17 protein-coding genes are annotated in these 15768 nt (G+C 66.1%); 11 read left to right on the forward strand and 6 right to left on the reverse strand.

Features of this window, described 5'->3' with window-relative positions; all coding sequences use genetic code 11:
- Positions 1-54 precede the first annotated feature (54 nt).
- Together BLU27_RS17050 and BLU27_RS17055 are read left to right on the forward strand one after the other, a co-directional pair.
- The gene (locus BLU27_RS17050; RefSeq protein ID WP_092654676.1) at positions 55-1059 is read left to right on the forward strand and encodes a LacI family DNA-binding transcriptional regulator; all 1005 of its coding nucleotides are present in this window, start codon (positions 55-57) and stop codon (positions 1057-1059) included.
- Positions 1060-2084: 1025 nt separating this feature from the next.
- The gene (locus BLU27_RS17055) at positions 2085-3734 is read left to right on the forward strand and encodes an APC family permease (RefSeq protein WP_092654677.1); all 1650 of its coding nucleotides are present in this window, start codon (positions 2085-2087) and stop codon (positions 3732-3734) included.
- 500 nt (positions 3735-4234) lie between these two features.
- Here the strand turns inward: BLU27_RS17055 and BLU27_RS17060 are convergent, their stop codons facing one another.
- Positions 4235-5194 (reverse strand): mannonate dehydratase, encoded by a 960-nt coding sequence (locus BLU27_RS17060; RefSeq protein ID WP_092654678.1) that lies wholly within the window; start codon positions 5192-5194, stop codon positions 4235-4237.
- Between the two features lie 291 nt (positions 5195-5485).
- Here BLU27_RS17060 and BLU27_RS17065 point away from each other — a divergent pair, with 291 nt between their 5' ends.
- Positions 5486-5917, forward strand: coding sequence for an aminoglycoside phosphotransferase/kinase family protein (locus BLU27_RS17065; RefSeq protein ID WP_157728604.1), 432 nt, complete (start codon positions 5486-5488; stop codon positions 5915-5917).
- Positions 5918-5923: 6 nt separating this feature from the next.
- On the opposite strand, the gene BLU27_RS17070 is transcribed toward BLU27_RS17065, so the two are convergent.
- Positions 5924-6160 (reverse strand): alcohol dehydrogenase catalytic domain-containing protein, encoded by a 237-nt coding sequence (locus BLU27_RS17070; RefSeq protein ID WP_197681469.1) that lies wholly within the window; start codon positions 6158-6160, stop codon positions 5924-5926.
- A 231-nt stretch (positions 6161-6391) separates the two neighbouring features.
- Between BLU27_RS17070 and BLU27_RS17075 the strand changes: the two genes are divergently transcribed.
- On the forward strand, positions 6392-6985 hold the full coding sequence (locus tag BLU27_RS17075) for a hypothetical protein (RefSeq protein WP_092654680.1): 594 nt from the start codon (positions 6392-6394) through the stop codon (positions 6983-6985).
- Positions 6986-7453: 468 nt separating this feature from the next.
- Here BLU27_RS17075 and BLU27_RS17080 read toward each other — a convergent pair whose 3' ends face one another.
- Both BLU27_RS17080 and BLU27_RS17085 read right to left on the reverse strand, forming a co-directional pair.
- The gene (locus BLU27_RS17080; protein ID WP_241827480.1) at positions 7454-7831 is read right to left on the reverse strand and encodes a phytanoyl-CoA dioxygenase family protein; all 378 of its coding nucleotides are present in this window, start codon (positions 7829-7831) and stop codon (positions 7454-7456) included.
- Positions 7832-8195: 364 nt separating this feature from the next.
- A complete protein-coding gene (locus tag BLU27_RS17085; protein WP_241827481.1) occupies positions 8196-9170 on the reverse strand; it encodes a GlxA family transcriptional regulator in 975 nt (324 codons plus the stop codon).
- Between the two features lie 392 nt (positions 9171-9562).
- Between BLU27_RS17085 and BLU27_RS17090 the strand changes: the two genes are divergently transcribed.
- The 6 genes from BLU27_RS17090 (at position 9563) to BLU27_RS17110 (ending at position 12315) form a co-directional block, all read left to right on the forward strand.
- Positions 9563-10201: an HD domain-containing protein gene (locus BLU27_RS17090; protein WP_092654683.1), complete on the forward strand. Its 639-nt coding sequence runs from the start codon at positions 9563-9565 to the stop codon at positions 10199-10201.
- Positions 10202-10204: 3 nt separating this feature from the next.
- Complete coding sequence (locus BLU27_RS17095; RefSeq protein WP_157728605.1) at positions 10205-10636, forward strand: MFS transporter; 432 nt, start codon at positions 10205-10207, stop codon at positions 10634-10636.
- Positions 10636-11010, forward strand: a complete 375-nt coding sequence (locus BLU27_RS17100; RefSeq protein WP_092654685.1) for a hypothetical protein — start codon at positions 10636-10638, stop codon at positions 11008-11010. The genes BLU27_RS17095 and BLU27_RS17100 overlap by 1 nt, the downstream gene beginning before the upstream one ends.
- A gap of 102 nt (positions 11011-11112) precedes the next feature.
- Entirely contained in the window at positions 11113-11355 is a 243-nt protein-coding gene (locus BLU27_RS31295) for an alcohol dehydrogenase catalytic domain-containing protein (protein ID WP_422386106.1), read from the forward strand.
- Complete coding sequence (locus tag BLU27_RS30525; protein ID WP_157728607.1) at positions 11253-11594, forward strand: hypothetical protein; 342 nt, start codon at positions 11253-11255, stop codon at positions 11592-11594. The genes BLU27_RS31295 and BLU27_RS30525 overlap by 103 nt, the downstream gene beginning before the upstream one ends.
- A gap of 262 nt (positions 11595-11856) precedes the next feature.
- On the forward strand, positions 11857-12315 hold the full coding sequence (locus BLU27_RS17110) for a carboxymuconolactone decarboxylase family protein (RefSeq protein ID WP_092654687.1): 459 nt from the start codon (positions 11857-11859) through the stop codon (positions 12313-12315).
- Between the two features lie 581 nt (positions 12316-12896).
- Here the strand turns inward: BLU27_RS17110 and BLU27_RS17115 are convergent.
- Positions 12897-13052, reverse strand: a complete 156-nt coding sequence (locus BLU27_RS17115; RefSeq protein ID WP_197681470.1) for a hypothetical protein — start codon at positions 13050-13052, stop codon at positions 12897-12899.
- A 523-nt stretch (positions 13053-13575) separates the two neighbouring features.
- Between BLU27_RS17115 and BLU27_RS17120 the strand changes: the two genes are divergently transcribed.
- A complete protein-coding gene (locus BLU27_RS17120; RefSeq protein ID WP_092654688.1) occupies positions 13576-14619 on the forward strand; it encodes an alpha/beta hydrolase family protein in 1044 nt (347 codons plus the stop codon).
- A 158-nt stretch (positions 14620-14777) separates the two neighbouring features.
- Here BLU27_RS17120 and BLU27_RS17125 read toward each other — a convergent pair whose 3' ends face one another.
- Entirely contained in the window at positions 14778-15764 is a 987-nt protein-coding gene (locus tag BLU27_RS17125; RefSeq protein ID WP_092654689.1) for a LacI family DNA-binding transcriptional regulator, read from the reverse strand.
- Positions 15765-15768 lie beyond the last annotated feature (4 nt).

The raw sequence follows: 15768 nt of genomic DNA on the forward strand, positions 1-15768 counted from the left end.
CTTGATGAGGGCTCTGGTACCGCCAGAGGTCGTCGGCCGATCACACCGCCACGCATGCCTCGTCTTGTCGATGTCGCCGAGGCGGCCCAGGTGTCGGTCGCCACCGTGTCCAGGGCCCTCAACAACACTCGTTCGGTAGATCCGGCGCTGGCCGATCGAGTGCGAACTGCAGCCGCGGAACTCGGCTACCAGCCGAACGCGATTGCAAGGAACCTCAGGCGGCGTGGCACACGGGTGTGGGCACTGGTCATCCCAAACATCGACAACCCTTTCTATACGGCACTCGCCCGCGGAGTGGAGGAAGCCGCCTCCGAACTCGGCTTCTCCGTCCTGCTCTACAACACTGACGAGGACGAGGGACGCGAACACCGCTACCTCGACGTGGCCGGGCAGGAACGTGTGGCCGGCGCAGTCCTCGTCCCACGCGCCAGAGACTCCGACGTCTCCAGCCTGCTCGACGCAGGAATCCCGTTGGTGGTGGTCGATCGCCCACTCGACCGGGGTGGAGATTTCGTGACCGCGGCGTCCTTCGAAGGCGCGGAGACGGCCACAGAGCACCTGCTGAGCGAGCAATGGCGTCGGCCGGCGTGCATCAGCAGACCGGCCGACACACCGACCGCAGAGCAGCGGCGACAGGGATACCAGGCCGTCGTCGATCGCCACGGCCTCCCGTCAGTCGTCTGTCAGATCCCCTTCCATGCAGAGGAAGGTGTCGCGATGGTCGACGAACTGCTGGCCGGTGAGGATGCTCCGGACTCGTTCCTGACTGTCGACTCTATGTTGGCCCTGGTTGTACTCCAAGCCCTGCGCCGCCGGCGACTTCGGACCGGCCGTGATGTCGGTCTGATCAGCTTCGACGACGCCGTCTGGGCGCAGGTGGTCGAGCCTCCTCTGTCTGTGGTGGCCCAACCGGCGTACGAGATCGGGGTGGCGGCTGCGCGCCTGCTCTCGGAGAGGATCCGAGATGGCTTCGACGAGACCGGAGCCCGGACCGTGACTATGCGCACCACACTGATCGTGCGAGGCAGTTCCCGACCTCCGCCCTCGCCCCGCGGGTGACATGGTTCTACGACCACGCACCGAGACGCCCTGTCGGAGGCGAGTCGGGTGGCGAAGGTCGACCTGCTCCGTCGCCTCATTCTCGTCGCCGGTGGAAGGGAGATGGGCCCATCCCGACCGGACGCTGTTGAGTGGCCGCAGCCTAGCTAAGCGCTATATACCCTCGGAGTGCTAGACCTTTCCCCGGCGAACCGGCGGCCACGGTCAGCCTGCTACTGACTCGGCGGGAAACGTTCGTGCTGGCCCCGCTCTTGCTACATCCGGTTCGCCGCCAACCTGCCCAACCATGCCGGGGTGGACTTCATCCACTACCGGCTCACCCGACCGGACGGACGGCCCGGAAGGGTCTCGGCGGAGCCGAACCGGTTCATCCCATACGTCACTCATGAGCGATTCGCGTCCGGCCGCGTTGCCGTGGTCGCGGGTGCGCTGAGTAGCACTGGGCGGATTAGATCGGAAACGTCCGTCCGGGGCGCCCGAGCGCCCCTGGCGGAGCTGGAAGGTAACCCTCTGATTCCGTCGTTAGGGGCCGGTCAGGCCTGGAAGGCGAGCAAAGTCTGCTACGGGTTGACTGCTCACGTGATCCATCGCGGGGAGGGGCGTCAACCACTGCTTGCATGCTGGCACGACTCGGGCCCGCAGTGACAGTCCCGCACGGGGGCCCGACTTCCAATCGCGGCGGTGCCATTCGACAAGCAGACCTAGCGGGCCCTCCGGCGACGGGGCACTGAGCGACGAGCAAGGACGAAGCAGAAATCGGGATCAGCCAGTCACCTTCATGCGGCGGAGGGTCCGTAGGGCTGCCAGGTGCGGTGGAGCGGGCGCCGGGCGTTCGGCCAACTGCGACTATTCGGCCGGCGGCAGTCGGTCTGACCCAGCGCAGTGCTCATGGCCGGCATGTCTGGCATCCCGACAGCGGCGTGGTCTTCGAGGCTGGCGTGAACCTCAGGGCGCGTTCGGTAGGTGTCCGTACGGTCGTATCTTGGCGTTGAACGTATTGCGGGTCGCGCATAGAGGTGATCGCTATGGCGGGACAGGTACCGCCGGCGCCCTCATCGGGCGGCGTCGGCCTTCGTCGGGACATCAGGCTGGTGGGTCTGACCTGGATGTCGGTTGGCTCGATCATCGGGTCGGGCTGGCTATTCGGGTCGCAGTTGGCTCTGAAGGCCGCGGGGCCGGCGGCGCTCATCTCGTGGGGCATCGGTGCCGTAGCCATCATCATTCTTGCGCTGGTGCACGCCGAGCTAGGGGCGATGTATCCGGTGGCAGGCGGCACGGCTCGGTTCCCTCACTACGCCTTCGGTGGTGCGGTCGGAGCATCGTTCGGTTGGTTCTCCTGGTTGCAAGCGTTGACCGTGGCGCCGATCGAGGTCTTGGCCATGATCAGCTATGGCCAGCACTACGCGTTCGCCAAAGGCTTCATGACGCGACGCGCTGGGCAGAGCGTGCTCACTCCGTCCGGCATCGTGGTTGCGGTCGTCCTGATGGCGATCGTCACGTCGATCAACTTCCTCAGCATCCGCAAGCTTGCCAATACCAACAGTGCTGCCACCTGGTGGAAGGTCGGCACTCCGTTGCTCACGATCATGGTGATCGGCATCGTCAATTTCCACGCCGCGAACTTCACCGCTGCCGACGGGCTCAATCCGTACGGAGTGCGCGGGATGCTGGGCGCGGTGTCGACCAGTGGCATCGTGTTCGCCTTCCTAGGCTTCGAACAAGCCGATCAGCTGGCTGGTGAAAGCAGGAACCCGAAGCGGGACATTCCGCTGGCGGTGATCGGATCGATTGTGATCGGGGCGATCATCTATATCGGTCTGCAGTTGGTGTTCCTCGGTGGCCTGCCGGCCAGCCAGATCGGTACCCACTGGTCGACGAGTGCGTACACGGCGATGACCGGGCCGTTCGCACAGCTGGCCTCGCTGGTCGGCCTCGGCTGGCTCGCGGCCATCCTCTACATCGACGCGGTGATCTCCCCAGGCGGCACCGCGCTGGTGTACGGCGCATCGAGCTCTCGGATCTCGTATGGTCTTGCCCGTAATGGATATCTCCCAAGGTGGTATCAGTCGACCGATCGGCGTGGGGTGCCATGGCTGGGGTTGATCACCGCGTTCGTGATCGGCTGCGTCTGCTTCCTACCGTTCCCCAGTTGGCGATCACTGGTCGGTTTGATCACCGGCGCCAGTGTGTTGATGTATGCCGGCGCGCCACTCTCCTTCGCCGTGTTCCGCAAGCGGTTGCCCGATGCCGAACGCCCGTACCGACTGCGTGGTGGTGCGGTGATCTCGCCAATCGCGTTCATCGTCGCCAACTTCCTGATCTTGTGGTCCGGATGGGACACCGACTGGAAGCTCGGAATTGCGATCTTGATCGGCTATGTCATCCTGGCTGGGAATCGGGTCCTCCGATTGAACCCGATTGCACCCGAGCTGAACTGGCGTGCCGCCCAATGGCTGCCGGTCTATCTAGTCGGCCTCGGGGTGATCGTCTACCTCAGCGATTTCGGACCACTCAAGCATCCGATCCTCCCACTGTGGCGGGACCTGGCCGCGGTCGCAGCATTCAGCTTGATCATCTACTACTGGGCACGCGCCGTGGCCCTGCCGACGGAACGGATGAAGACGATGCTCGATACGATCGTGCGGCCGGAGAGCAGGACGTCCTCGAAACCGTAGACTTTATTTGGACAAGCTTCAACGGGTGAGGGTCGACCGCACGGGTCGTCCCCCCGTCTGCTTGAACCCCTGGTGCCGAAACTTCTCGATCGAGGGCGCCGAGTTGAGTGACAGACTGGGCATGGCTGAGCTGTCACACCTGTCACTCAACCCGCTCCGACCTGGTGACGCGGAAGTGACAGCGGTGTGACGGGCGAATGCCCCCGCAGAGCTTGCCACTCTCTTAGCAGTGAGCACAATGGGCACCGCAACCGCAACCCGTGTAGGGGTCCGGGTGATAGCCCGGCAGCGCCTGGGAAGCGCTGGTGTCCAGATGGGGGGACGCCGGGTGCGGCAGCCCGGCGATGTCGAGACCCGGATTAGATGAATAGCGCGGTCAGGGTGTTGATGAGCAGTGGCACAGCCGGCCCTGGCGAGCCTCTTGAACGGCCGGGCGACCATGAGTGTTCAGCGTGGCCGTGGGCAGGCTGCGTGGTGGGATGTTCCCGGCTGGCGGTCGGTCAGCTCACGGCCATGTCGCGCAGTGCCTTGATGTAGCCCAGGCTGTAGGCCCAAGCCGTGCGCCCGTCGCCGACCATCTGAGGTACGTGGTCCGCGATCAGGATGCCGTCGAAGTCGACCGCCACCAACGTACGCATCAGGGTGCGCATGTCCGCATATCCGTCGTCGACGAAGGTCTCGGTGAACGTCGGCAGTGGCGCGCTCACGTTCCGGAAGTGGACCTTCCACAGCTTGCCCAGACCCGCGAAGGCCCGCGCCGCGTCGTCCACCGACCTTCCCATCAGGTCGCCGCCCTCGAGCCATGTCCCCATGCACAGACACACACCGACGTTCGGGCTGTCCGCGATCTCCAGCGCGCGTACGTATCCGTCGTACGTCCCCAGCACGCACCGCGGGACGCCGCCGAGCTCGACGGCCGGCGGGTCGTCGGGATGCATGCCGATCCTGACACCGACCTCCTCGGCGACCGGAGCGACCTGGCGGATGAAGTACGTGTAGTTGTCCCAGAGCTCGTCCTCGGAGTAGCGACGGCCGTGCGTGAGCGGCGGAACGAACTCCTCGCCGCCCCAGTAGCCGTGCGCCGTGTCGAGGTCGACGTGCCGGGCCGACGCGTCACCTCGTGTCGTTTCGCGTGCCGAGCTCCAGATCCCGTTGCCCATGTGGGCGTACGTCGTGTAGTCGATGCCCAACCGGCCGAGCGAGCGGAGGTACTCCTTGTACTGCCCGATCTTCTCGTCCCGGCCCGGCAGGTTGAGCGTCACCTCCGGCATGTTGTGCACATGGGAGTTGCCGATGTTGGCGAGCATGAGACCGGCGGCCTCGACGCGGGCCTTGACCGTCGCGAACAGATCGTACGTGCCACCTGTCGTGCTCACGCTCACGTAGTCGACGCCGAGCTGTCGGGCGAACGTCAGGTCTTCATCAGTGAAATCGGGCCGCAGCTGCATCGAGATCTTCATGCCGTTCCTCCGGTCCACAGCTCGGACAACGTGCCGGCCGCCACGATACTGAAGACGATGCTGCCGCCCGAAGTCTCGACGGGCAATGGGGGTCGTTAGGCCGCGGGCCTTCGGTAGACCTTACGGCGCACGTTGGTCCAGGTGATCTCGGGTGGCATGGGCCTTCATCACTGTTGGCTGCCTGGTGCGGAGCGCGGCAGTTGGATGCCGAAAACCGCACATCGACGTGGCCGGATCCGGCCGACGAAGAAGTCGTGCGAGCACGGGCCAGACCTGCCTGGCGTGCCTTCGATGGACGAGTACGCGGCCCTGCAGGCCTGGAAGGGTGTTGTCGGTGCGGCCCGAGTCGAGCCGATGGCCAAGGTCCACAACCCGATCTGGAAGGTCACGGGCGAGGACGGGCGAGAGTGGGTGCTCAAGCACCTGCCGGATTGGCCACCAGGAGTTGGTCCGGTCGAGGAGTACCGGGTGCTGTGTTACCTGCAGGCCAGAGGGCTGCCCGTGGCAGCGCCGATCGTCACCGATGACGGGCTGATCGCGTACAACGCCGACAACCTCGGCACCGACCCGAACGAGAAACAACCGACCGGCGCCGACGCGTACGCGCTCATTCCCCTCCTCCCAACGACCCTGGGCTGCACGAGTCACCGGAACTGGCGCACACCATCGGCGGCGGCATCGGCCGGCTCGACCGGATGCTCGCCGAGTGCCCATGGCACGTGACGTCGTTCACCGACCGAGCTGGACATGCCGGCATGGGCGTACGGCGTCACACTCGCCGTGCGTGGTGTAGGTGGCTTCCTCGTATTCGGCCAGGGGTCCGTTGCGGGTCCAGTCGGTCAGTCCGAACACCCGTTGGCCCACGGTGAGGCCGGTGGTTCCGTAGCCGAGCTCCACCACGACCCCGGATAGCTCGTGTCCGGGGATGCCGGGTGTCCGGTCACGGCCGGCCCGATCGGACCACATTCCCGGCCAGTCGAGCTCTCCGGGAGTGAAGCCCGGGGCGTGCACCCCGCGGCCGCGAACACGGACGAATGAGACGGACTGTCTGCCAGCCTGGCCCGTTGTCACCTCGACGGCATCACGGTGCGACTATTGAAGAAGACGTGTACTTGCCTACCGCTGGTCGGCAGAACCTCCCAAAACGACCAGTTCAGCGCCTGGGGACTTTGGGAGGGCAGTTCCAGGATGGCACTCTTGTTCAAGTTCGAACTGTCCACCCACAGTGTCGACAGCTACGACCACCTCCTCCTGATGTTGGAGGAGGCCGGCGCGAGCTCTCCCCCGGGACGCCTTTACCACGTCGCCTACGGGCCCAAGGACCGGCTGAAGATTGTCGACGTCTGGGACTCACCACCCACAATGGGCCCGGGTCAATTCCAGGAATTCGCCGAAGCACTCCTCCCCGCCCTCAAGGACGTGGGGATCGTGCTGCAGGAACCCGACGTCCACGACGTACACACCATCATCCAATCCAAACGAACAGCCACTAGAGGGCCCAGGCGGTTCTTGGTCAAGTTCGATCCACCGGGGATGACCGCCGGACAGTGCGACGAGATCGCCAACTCCCTCGACGAAGCAGGGCTCGGCGCACCGGCTGAGCGCCTCTACCACGTCTGCTACCGCGAGGATGACGAACTCCGCACCATCTCCGTCTGGGAAGGCGAAGAAGCACTCCGGGCCTACTTCGACCAACTCGCCCTTATCGCGGTCGATCTCGGGCTCACCGAGGTCGCACGAACGGAGCCCGTGATCGAAGAGGTCTACCACATCATCGACGGGTCACCCTGACCTCCTCCCCATCCGCCTCGCAACCGGCCAGACTGAAAGCCCGAGTGGAGCGGTCAAGGGTCTAAGATCGCGGAGCCACGCCCCACGTCACTGCTCGTCGACCTTTCGCGTCAAGACTCGGCGCAGGCGGAGCCAGGCGGCTGGGACCGAGCGACCACTCACTCTGATGGCAGGTTCCCATCTCACCCCGAACCATCCTGACTCTGCTGCCACTCGGCGGGACGGGCTGCATGCGGCCCGAACGCAGGCCGTGATCAACCGTGAGGGTGGAGGCAGCGCCGACTCCCGCTGATGGACAGCATCCGCGCCGCGTACGCTGAAGCCCGAGGCCAGTTTCTCCCGTTCCCGCTTGACGCTTGTCGAGACGGACCGGTGGGCCGACCCGTTCCTCGGGCCCAACATGACTGGCGGCGTCCAAGAGAGGGTATCGAGGCGTTCGACCGTGACACCAGTCGAAACCGTGCGCAGTTACACGCCGAGCAGGTACAACGCCGCGGGGCTCAGCCGGTCACGCGTTCGGACGCGGAGATACTCCGCCTGGTCGAGCTGTTGCGGCTGGTCGCGCCTGGTGAAGTAGGAGTGCAACGCGCGGCGGGGCCGGTCGCTGTTGTTGCGCGTACCGCCGTGCCACAGATGGCTGTTGAACACGACCACCGTTCCGGCGGGCGCGATCAACTGGATTTCGTCCGGGTGGGTGGCTCGCGGGTCGCCGTCGAGTTCGTCGGCGGGCCCGATGCCGCGCTTGCGGTGCGAGCCCGGCACCACCCGCGTCGCGCCGTTCTCGGCGGTGAAGTCGTCAAGCAGCCAGATCGAGTTGCAGACCTGGTAGCCCTGCCCCTCCTGCAAAACTCCCTTCCGCTGTCGTTCGTCATCACGCCCGGCAACATCAACGACCGCACGCGCGGGATCGCCCACACCATCCCCGAACGTCGCGACCAGCTCGCCGCCCGCGCCCGGCGCGGACACCGGCGCTGCGGCTTCGACCGTGCGATCTACCGGCGCCGCAACGTCGTCGAAAGCTGCGGAATCGCCACCCGCTATGAAAAGCTCGCCGCTCACTACCGCACCGCCGTCACCGTCGCCAGTCACACATCCTGTGGATCAACCAAGATCCACAAAACAGGCCTAGCCGACAGTGCCGGCGTGCTCATCCCTGCACTTGACGGCAGGAGTTGCCGAGGCTCCATGAGAAACCGCGTTTCTCGTCAACCTAACCCGCGTTGGCGCGGCGGGCCGTGCTGAACCGGCGTTGGTAGGCGGTGGGGCTGATCGACAGCTTCCTGGCGAAAACCCGTCGCATGCTCTCGTAACTGGGGAACCCGGCGAGGACCGCGGCCTGCGTCGCGGTATGTCCTTGGTCGAGCAAAGCCCTGGACATGTCGAATCGGATGTTTTCCACGTAGCGGGCCGGTGTCGTGGCCAGCTCGTCATGGAAAAGCCGGGTGAGGTGCCGCGTGCTCACGTTGAGGTGTTTCGCGAGTTCACCGAGCGAGTGGTCCCCGCGGGGGTTCGCCGTCACCAAGTCGGTGATCTTACGGAGAGCCGGCGAGCGGGGCGGCGGTATTTGCAGCGGGGCCGAGAACTGGGACTGGCCGCCCGCACGCTGCATGTACACCACCAAGGCGCGGGCGACGTCCCGCGCCAGGTGAGGCCCGTGGTCTTCTTCGACGAGAGCGAGCGCCAGATCGATGCCGGCCGTCACCCCTGCCGACGTGTACGTGGTGCCGTCGCGAACGTAGATCGCGTCGGGCTCGACGCGGCACGTCGGACAACGGGCGGCGAGCTCGTGCGCGACCTTCCAGTGTGTGGTCGCGCGCTTGCCGTCGAGGAGGCCGGCGGCGGCGAGAACGAACGCCCCAGTGCAGATCGACGCGATCCGGCCGGCCACAGCCGCCGGTATCCGCGCGGCGTCCGCCAGGTCGCCGGGGACACGAGCGCGCGGATAGAGGTCGGACCCGGCCACTAGCAACGTGTCGAAAGCCGACTCCGACGAGACGGCGCCGTCGACGGCGAGTTGGACCCCGAGGCTCGACGTGACGCCCGCACCGGTCGGCGACAGCAGCACGATCCGGTAGTCGGCGCCGAACCGGTTCGCCTCCTTGAACACCTCCGCGGGACCGGCGACGTCCAGCAACGTCACTCCGTCGTAGACGAGGATCGCGACGCGATGGGGGGCAGCGTTCACCACTCCGGTCCCTCCAGAGCCGGTGACCGGGGACCCCGGCGGCACCGACCCCGGTCGGGCCGGCGACGCAGAAGGCAGGAACACCGTTCCTTGGTAGCACACCGTCATCCTGGGATGACGGAGGCCCTCGTGGGCGGGGTTGCTCAACCGGCAGCGGGTGCCGAAGCCACCCCCCGGCCGCCCTGGGGTGGTTCCGCGGTGCCGCGGCGGGGTGCGGGTCATCACGAGAGTCAGTGCAGCGGTTGTGGTGGAGCACCCGGCTGCGATTTCGCCCCGTCCGGATTTAAGTGCTTCCTGGCCGGACGAAGGCAGCGCTGCACGCCGCCCCGTCGGCAGCATGGACGTCGGACACACGGTCCACAGCCAGCACAGTTCCCAGAAAGTCAGAGGTCATGGCGGAGGTCATCGCGGGGTTGGAGATTCCTGAGACAGTGGCCGTCGCCGAGGCGACCCGGCTCATCCAGGAGACGACCAGCCCCCTCATCTACCACCACTCCCGGCGGGTCTTCTTCTTCAGCCTGATTCACGCTCACAGGCTGGGTATGAAGCCGGACCCGGAGTTGCTCTACGTGGCGGCAATGTTTCACGACACCGGTCTGTTGACTCCCTTTTCCGACGTCGAGCAGCGTTTCGAAGTCGATGGCGCCGACCACGCGCGCAAGTTCCTCCTGGAGCGGGGTTTCTCGACCGCCGCCGCCGACGCCGTCTGGACGGCGATAGCGCTGCACACCACGCCGGGCATCCCCGACCGGATGGGCGCGGAGATCGCGACCACGTACCTCGGCGTCTTGACCGACGTGATCGGCTTCGGCCTGGACGGATTGGACCGCGTCCAGCTGGACGCAATCCTCGCCGTCCACCCACGAGGGGACTTCAAGAACCAGTTCCTGCGAGCCTACGTCGAGGGGCTGGCAAACCGCCCCGAAACCACGAACGGCACCGTGAACTCCGACGTGCTCGAGCACTTCATCCCCGGCTTCCAGCGCATAACGACGGTCGAGCGCATGCTCGGCGCGCCCTGGCCGAGCTGAGTGATGAACGGTGTCAGTCATGTCGGCAACGGGCGTCGTCTCGGACGTCGCGCCTCGTTCGTCGTGCTCGTCTGCACCAACGTGCTGATGATGGCGACTGCGAGCGCGCCGTCCCCGATCTACCCGCTTTACCGGGAACGCTGGGGCTTCTCGGTGACGATGCTGACGGTGATCTTCGCCGTGTACGTCGCCGGTCTGCTCGGCGCCTTGCTGACGGCCGGTTCGCTCAGTGATCACATGGGCCGTCGTCCGGTGCTGGTCGCCGCCCTCCTCGTGGCGGCAGCCAGCACGGCGATGTTCTGGGCCGCCGACGGGGTGGGAGCGCTGCTGATGGCCCGCGTGGTGCAGGGACTCGCGACCGGGACTACGACGGGTGCGCTCGCCGCCGGGTTGGTCGAGTTCGCGCCGGGGCCGCGGGGCTGGCAGCGGCCCTGATGCTCACCTCGCTGATCGTCTTCGTCATAGGGTCGGTCATCGCCGGACTGGGCGTCGGGTTGACGTTGAACGGAACCCTCCGGGTCATCAGCGCGGCGACCAGCGCGAAGGCCCGGTCGGAGGTGTTCTCCGCCGCCTACGTGATCAGCTACACGGCACTGAGCGTCCCGTCTCTGGCCGCCGGGCTGCTGGCCCGCTCGTGGGGGCTGGAGGACACGGCCCACCTCTACATCGCGTTCGTCGCAGTGTTGTCCGTGATCGCCGCGGCCCACGCCGGACGCCCACAGGCTCACAAGGGCACCGGCGACGGGCGGTCCGCGACCTCCGCGGCCGGGAGCCCGCACCACGCCCGCCACGAGCAGACCTCGTGTTGAGCCCCCAACCCATACCCAAAACGTTCATGAAAGGAGTCGAGGATGCGAGCGATCACTGTACGAGATCGTGACGCGGATGTCGGCGGTCTTGCCCTGACCGACATGCCATATCCCCATGCCGCGGAGAACCACGTCATCGTGCGTGTGCACACCGACGGACACCCGGCATCCCCCGGGCACGAGCTATCCGGGGTCGTGGTGGAGCTCGGCTACGGAACCACCGGCCTCACCGTGGGCCAACGGTGTTCGGACTACCCGCAACGGATCGTGTCGGTCTCACCGCGGACGCCGCCCGCCGGCAGGGCATCGACGTCGCGACCTCGCAGGTTGAACTGCCCGAGGTGATCCATCGACCCGAGACGTACGAGACGAAGCCACGTGGCACTCTCGGCCTCGTCGCTGACCGCCGGCGGAGGACTCTCGTCGGTGTGTGGGTGATCGCTCCACAGGTCGGGGAGTGGATCCACACTGGTGCTCTGGCGATTCGTGCGCAACTTTCTGTTGACATCCTCGTTGATGGCATAGCCCAGTTCTCGACCTTCAACGAGGCTTACTACCCAGCTGCGAGTGCCCTGCGCCTGTGACGCCCGGAGCACCGGAAGTACATGCTGCCGGTGTCACCCGCTGCTCTCCGCACCGCGGGACGACCGGCCGAAGTAAGCGGTGACTACTGTGGCCAACGAACGACCGGACTCGATGGCCACGCCCCGAGGGCCTGCCTCGTCTCCCTGATGAGAACCAACGGACAGACGAAGATGCCCTGCATGTGAACGTGCTGTGCACTCGGGTCGCCTCCACGCGCCCCGAAGGGCGCGGCGAAGACCACACGAACGAATCAAAGGAACCATGACCGACACCCAGCGCGTCAACATCGGCAAGCAGCACCCGGCCGCCTACAAGGCCCTTATCGCCATGTCGTCGGGGGTAGAAGAGGCCGCCGCCGAAGCGGGCCTCAACCCGCTCTTGGTCGAACTGCTGAAGATCCGCACCTCCCAGATCAACGGCTGCGCATTTTGCCTGCGTATGCACACCCGCGCCGCCCTCGAGAAGGGCGAATCCCCCGACCGGATCGCCGTGCTACCTGGCTGGGAAGAGACCGGCTACTTCTCCGAGACCGACCGCGCCGCCCTCCGCCTGACCGAGGCGATCACACGCGTGGCGGACGGACACGTCAGCGACGAGGACTTCAACTACGCCGCGGCCGTGCTCACCGCGGACCAGGTGTCGGCAATCGCCTGGCTGGCAACCGTGATGAACGCCTTCAACCGCGTCGCGATCACCAGCCGGTACCCCGTCGGCAGCTGACCTCACCGGTGACACCCGCGGTGAGACTGATTGCTGAGCCTCCACCGTCGTGAGGTGATAGTGGAATCAGTCGGACGCAGGTGCGAGCTGGCGCATGTTTACACAATGCGGAGGCATTCGACGGCGTGCGTGGACGGTGAACGGCCAGGGGAGAGGTTGAGCCGCTTGTCCAAATGTCAAGGACAAGGTGCCGTGCGGCTTGGCGTCCTACCAGAACAGGGCGGTCCGTCCGCGTTGCTTCTCGTCCGTCAGCTTCTTCGCCCAATCTGCTCCAGCCAGGCGGCTGGAGCGGCAGCGTGTGGACTGGAACGAGGCACCAGCATGTGCAGAGGTCAATCGGCCACCGTCAGCGCCACCCGGTGATCAGACTGGAGGCGTCGACTCGCCGACACAAACGGCGGCGGACCGTGAGGAGCGTCCGCCGCGTGACTCCTTACCAGTCTGCGAGCCCGCTTGCCGAGTCTGTCCTGCTGAGCTAACAGGTCCGCGTGCGCGCGAGCCAGGACATCCGCGATCGCTTGCCGGCGCGCGGATCCGAAGCCGGCCAGGGACTTGGCCGCGCATTGGTCGGCTTCGGAGACCTAGGCGGCGTAGACGCGCAAGGTGGTGGCTCCTCCGCCGCCATGGCCGAGACGGCCGGCGATGGTCCGGACGTCAACGCCGGCGGCGATCAGCTCGGTTGCGGAGTAGTGGTGGAGCTTGTGCAGCGTCGTGCGGATGCCGAGGCTGGCTGCCATGCGCTCGTACCGTGGGCTGATGGACGCTGGCGCTGGCGGCATATGTCCGCCCGGGTCGGGGGAGAAGACATAGCCATCAGTGGCAAGCGGTCCGCCCGCTAGCTCGGCTTGCGCCTGGCACACCTGGTGCGGTGGTCGGCGTCGACCCACCGTTGCTGCACCGCGGTCGTCGCCTTGTCCAAGAAAGACGGCACACCGGTGCGATGCCCGTACCCCCGCAGGTCGGTGGAGCCGTCCGTACGCGACTTGGGCGCTTCCGCATGCGACAGCCTCTCGATGGGTCGGCGTCAACAGCGTTCGGGATCAGCGCCCGCCACTGTAATCGTCCTCGCCGGGACTTCTCGGGGCCGTTCTGTGTCTCGTCCTGGATCGGTCGGCGCATTCAGGCCGGTGTTGCCGCGCCCTCGCGGGAGATGCGCGAGTGTGAAGTCCCACGTGGTCTGTCAGCGGGCATCGTGCCTTCGCCGTTCGCCCCGTCTGTCCGCCACGTTGCCTTCGTATCTCGACGTAGTGGGGTGTAGCGATGAGTGACACGAGCACAGGATGGCGTCTGAGCATCAGAGACGCACTCCAACGCACGAACGACGTCACGAAGCCCGGGATCATCCCCGTCGAAGACGTCTCGGCAGCCGACCTCGGAGACTGGCAGGCGGCGTTGCGCGAGAAGCTCTGGGACCTGCTCGGCGGGCCGGGCGCACGGGTCGAACCGTGCATCAGGGTCGTGATGGAGGCAGAGGAGGACGTCTACACCCGATCCTTGCTTCACTATGAGACAGAGCCAGGCGTGGTGACGAGTGCCTGGCTGCTGGCGCCGAAAAGTTCGGCGAACGAGCGACTGCCCGGCTTCCTGGCGCTCCATGGTCACGGACGTGGCAAGGATGACGTCCTGGGCATGGTCGTCGACGGCGATCCGAACTCGTATGAGCACGTACGGCGGCTCAACTACGACTATGCGGTCCACCTGGTGCGTCGTGGTTACGTGGTCCTGGCGCCGGACGCGCGGGGGTTCGGAGAACGCGCATCCGGAGGGTGTCACGTGCCGGGCCTCGTCTCCCTGTACCAGGGCCGAAGCATTGCCGGACAGCGACTCTGGGACGACATGCGATCCCTCGACCTGCTGGCAACGCTGCCGATGGTGGACCCTCGGCGACTGGGCTGTGGCGGACTGTCCGAGGGTGGCAAGCGATCACTGTTTCTCGCCGCGCTGGACGAACGAGTCCAGGTCGCTGTCGTGAGCGGGTACTTCACGAGTCTCCGAACGGAGATAGCCAGGTGGGACCGGCTTGCAGGCTGGGACATCTGCAACGTCGTTCCGGGCCTGCTTCGATGGGCCGACCTCCCAGACGTTGCCGCATTGATCGCGCCGCGTCATCTGACGATCGAGATCGGCCGTGCCGACCCGCTCTACACACTGGAAGGGGTCGTGACCGGGTACGCCCGAATGGCGTCAGCCTGGCACGCACTGCAGGTGGCCGACCGCATAGACCTGGACATCTTCGATGGGGCTCACCAGTGGAGCGGCCGGCGTAGCTACCAGCACGTCGATAGCGTTCTCCGTCCGGAATGAGTCGCGGTTGCCTGCGATGTGACCCGCGCTGCGCAGCGTTGAGCTGACGAGTCGGCTTCACCCCGGTGTACCGGTGGTCCGGGAAGGGCGGGCCCTGCGACGAGTGCTCGAAACTTAGGTCTGACGGGCCCGGTAGATCCGCGGATGACAAGGTGTGTCTACAGCTCGACGACGGGGCTTGGATCGAGCTCCTTGGCGTCGAGATGACGGAGGAGAAGGTCGACGGCGATGCCGCCCGCTTGGCTGCCAGGCACGTGGATCGAGGTGAGCGTCGGGTAGGCGACCCCGGACATGGGGCTGTCATCGATCCCGAGCACGCTGATGTCGCCCCCAACGTGCAGGTGGTGCTCCGCGAGCCTGGCCATCACGCCGAGCGCGATCACGTCGTCATAGGCGATGACAGCTGTGCACCCACTGGCTCGCAGCAGATCTGCCGCTCGGACACCAGCCTGCATCTGCGGCTCGAACGGCCCGAACTCTGCGAGCTCGACGCCCTGTCGGGCGCAAGCGTTTGTCATTGACGTCCGCCGCTGCTCGTTCGACCACGACTGTCGTGGCCCGGACAAGTAGCAGATCCTCCGATGCCCGAGGGCATGCAGATGCTGAACCGCCTGGTTGATGCCCTCGCTGTTCTCAACGACGACGCTTGGCGCGCCTGTCACTCGTCGGTTCACGAACACGGCAGGAACCAGCTGCAGGATGGCGGGAAGATCCTTCTCCGGCGTACGAGGTGAGACCAGGACAAGTCCGTCGACCTGTCGCACGAGAGCACGAGCACGCTCCAACTCGTCCGCGACGTGCTCGTCGGTGTCCGCTAGCAGGACTGAGACGTCCTTGGTGGCGGCCCGGGCCTGAATGGCCTTGATGACTGGAGGGAAGAAGGGGTTGACTATGTCCGGCACGATCACGCCGATCGCACCCGTGCGCCCCATCGAAAGCGACCGTGCGCTCCGTGCGTAACCTGCCTTCGGTCCCCGTTCGCCACAGCCCGGTCGGACTCGCAGGACAGACTCGGCGAACCCGTAGACGATCCGCAGCGGTACGTCGTGCAGGGCGGCTTCGGTGGCCGCCCATGCAGCGGCGTTGAGCGCGCTCTCAGACCCATTGACGCCCACGACGATCGACCGAGCGTCATGTGTCGCCATCCGG

It is taken from the genome of Actinopolymorpha singaporensis, from assembly GCF_900104745.1.
Classification (GTDB): domain Bacteria; phylum Actinomycetota; class Actinomycetes; order Propionibacteriales; family Actinopolymorphaceae; genus Actinopolymorpha; species Actinopolymorpha singaporensis.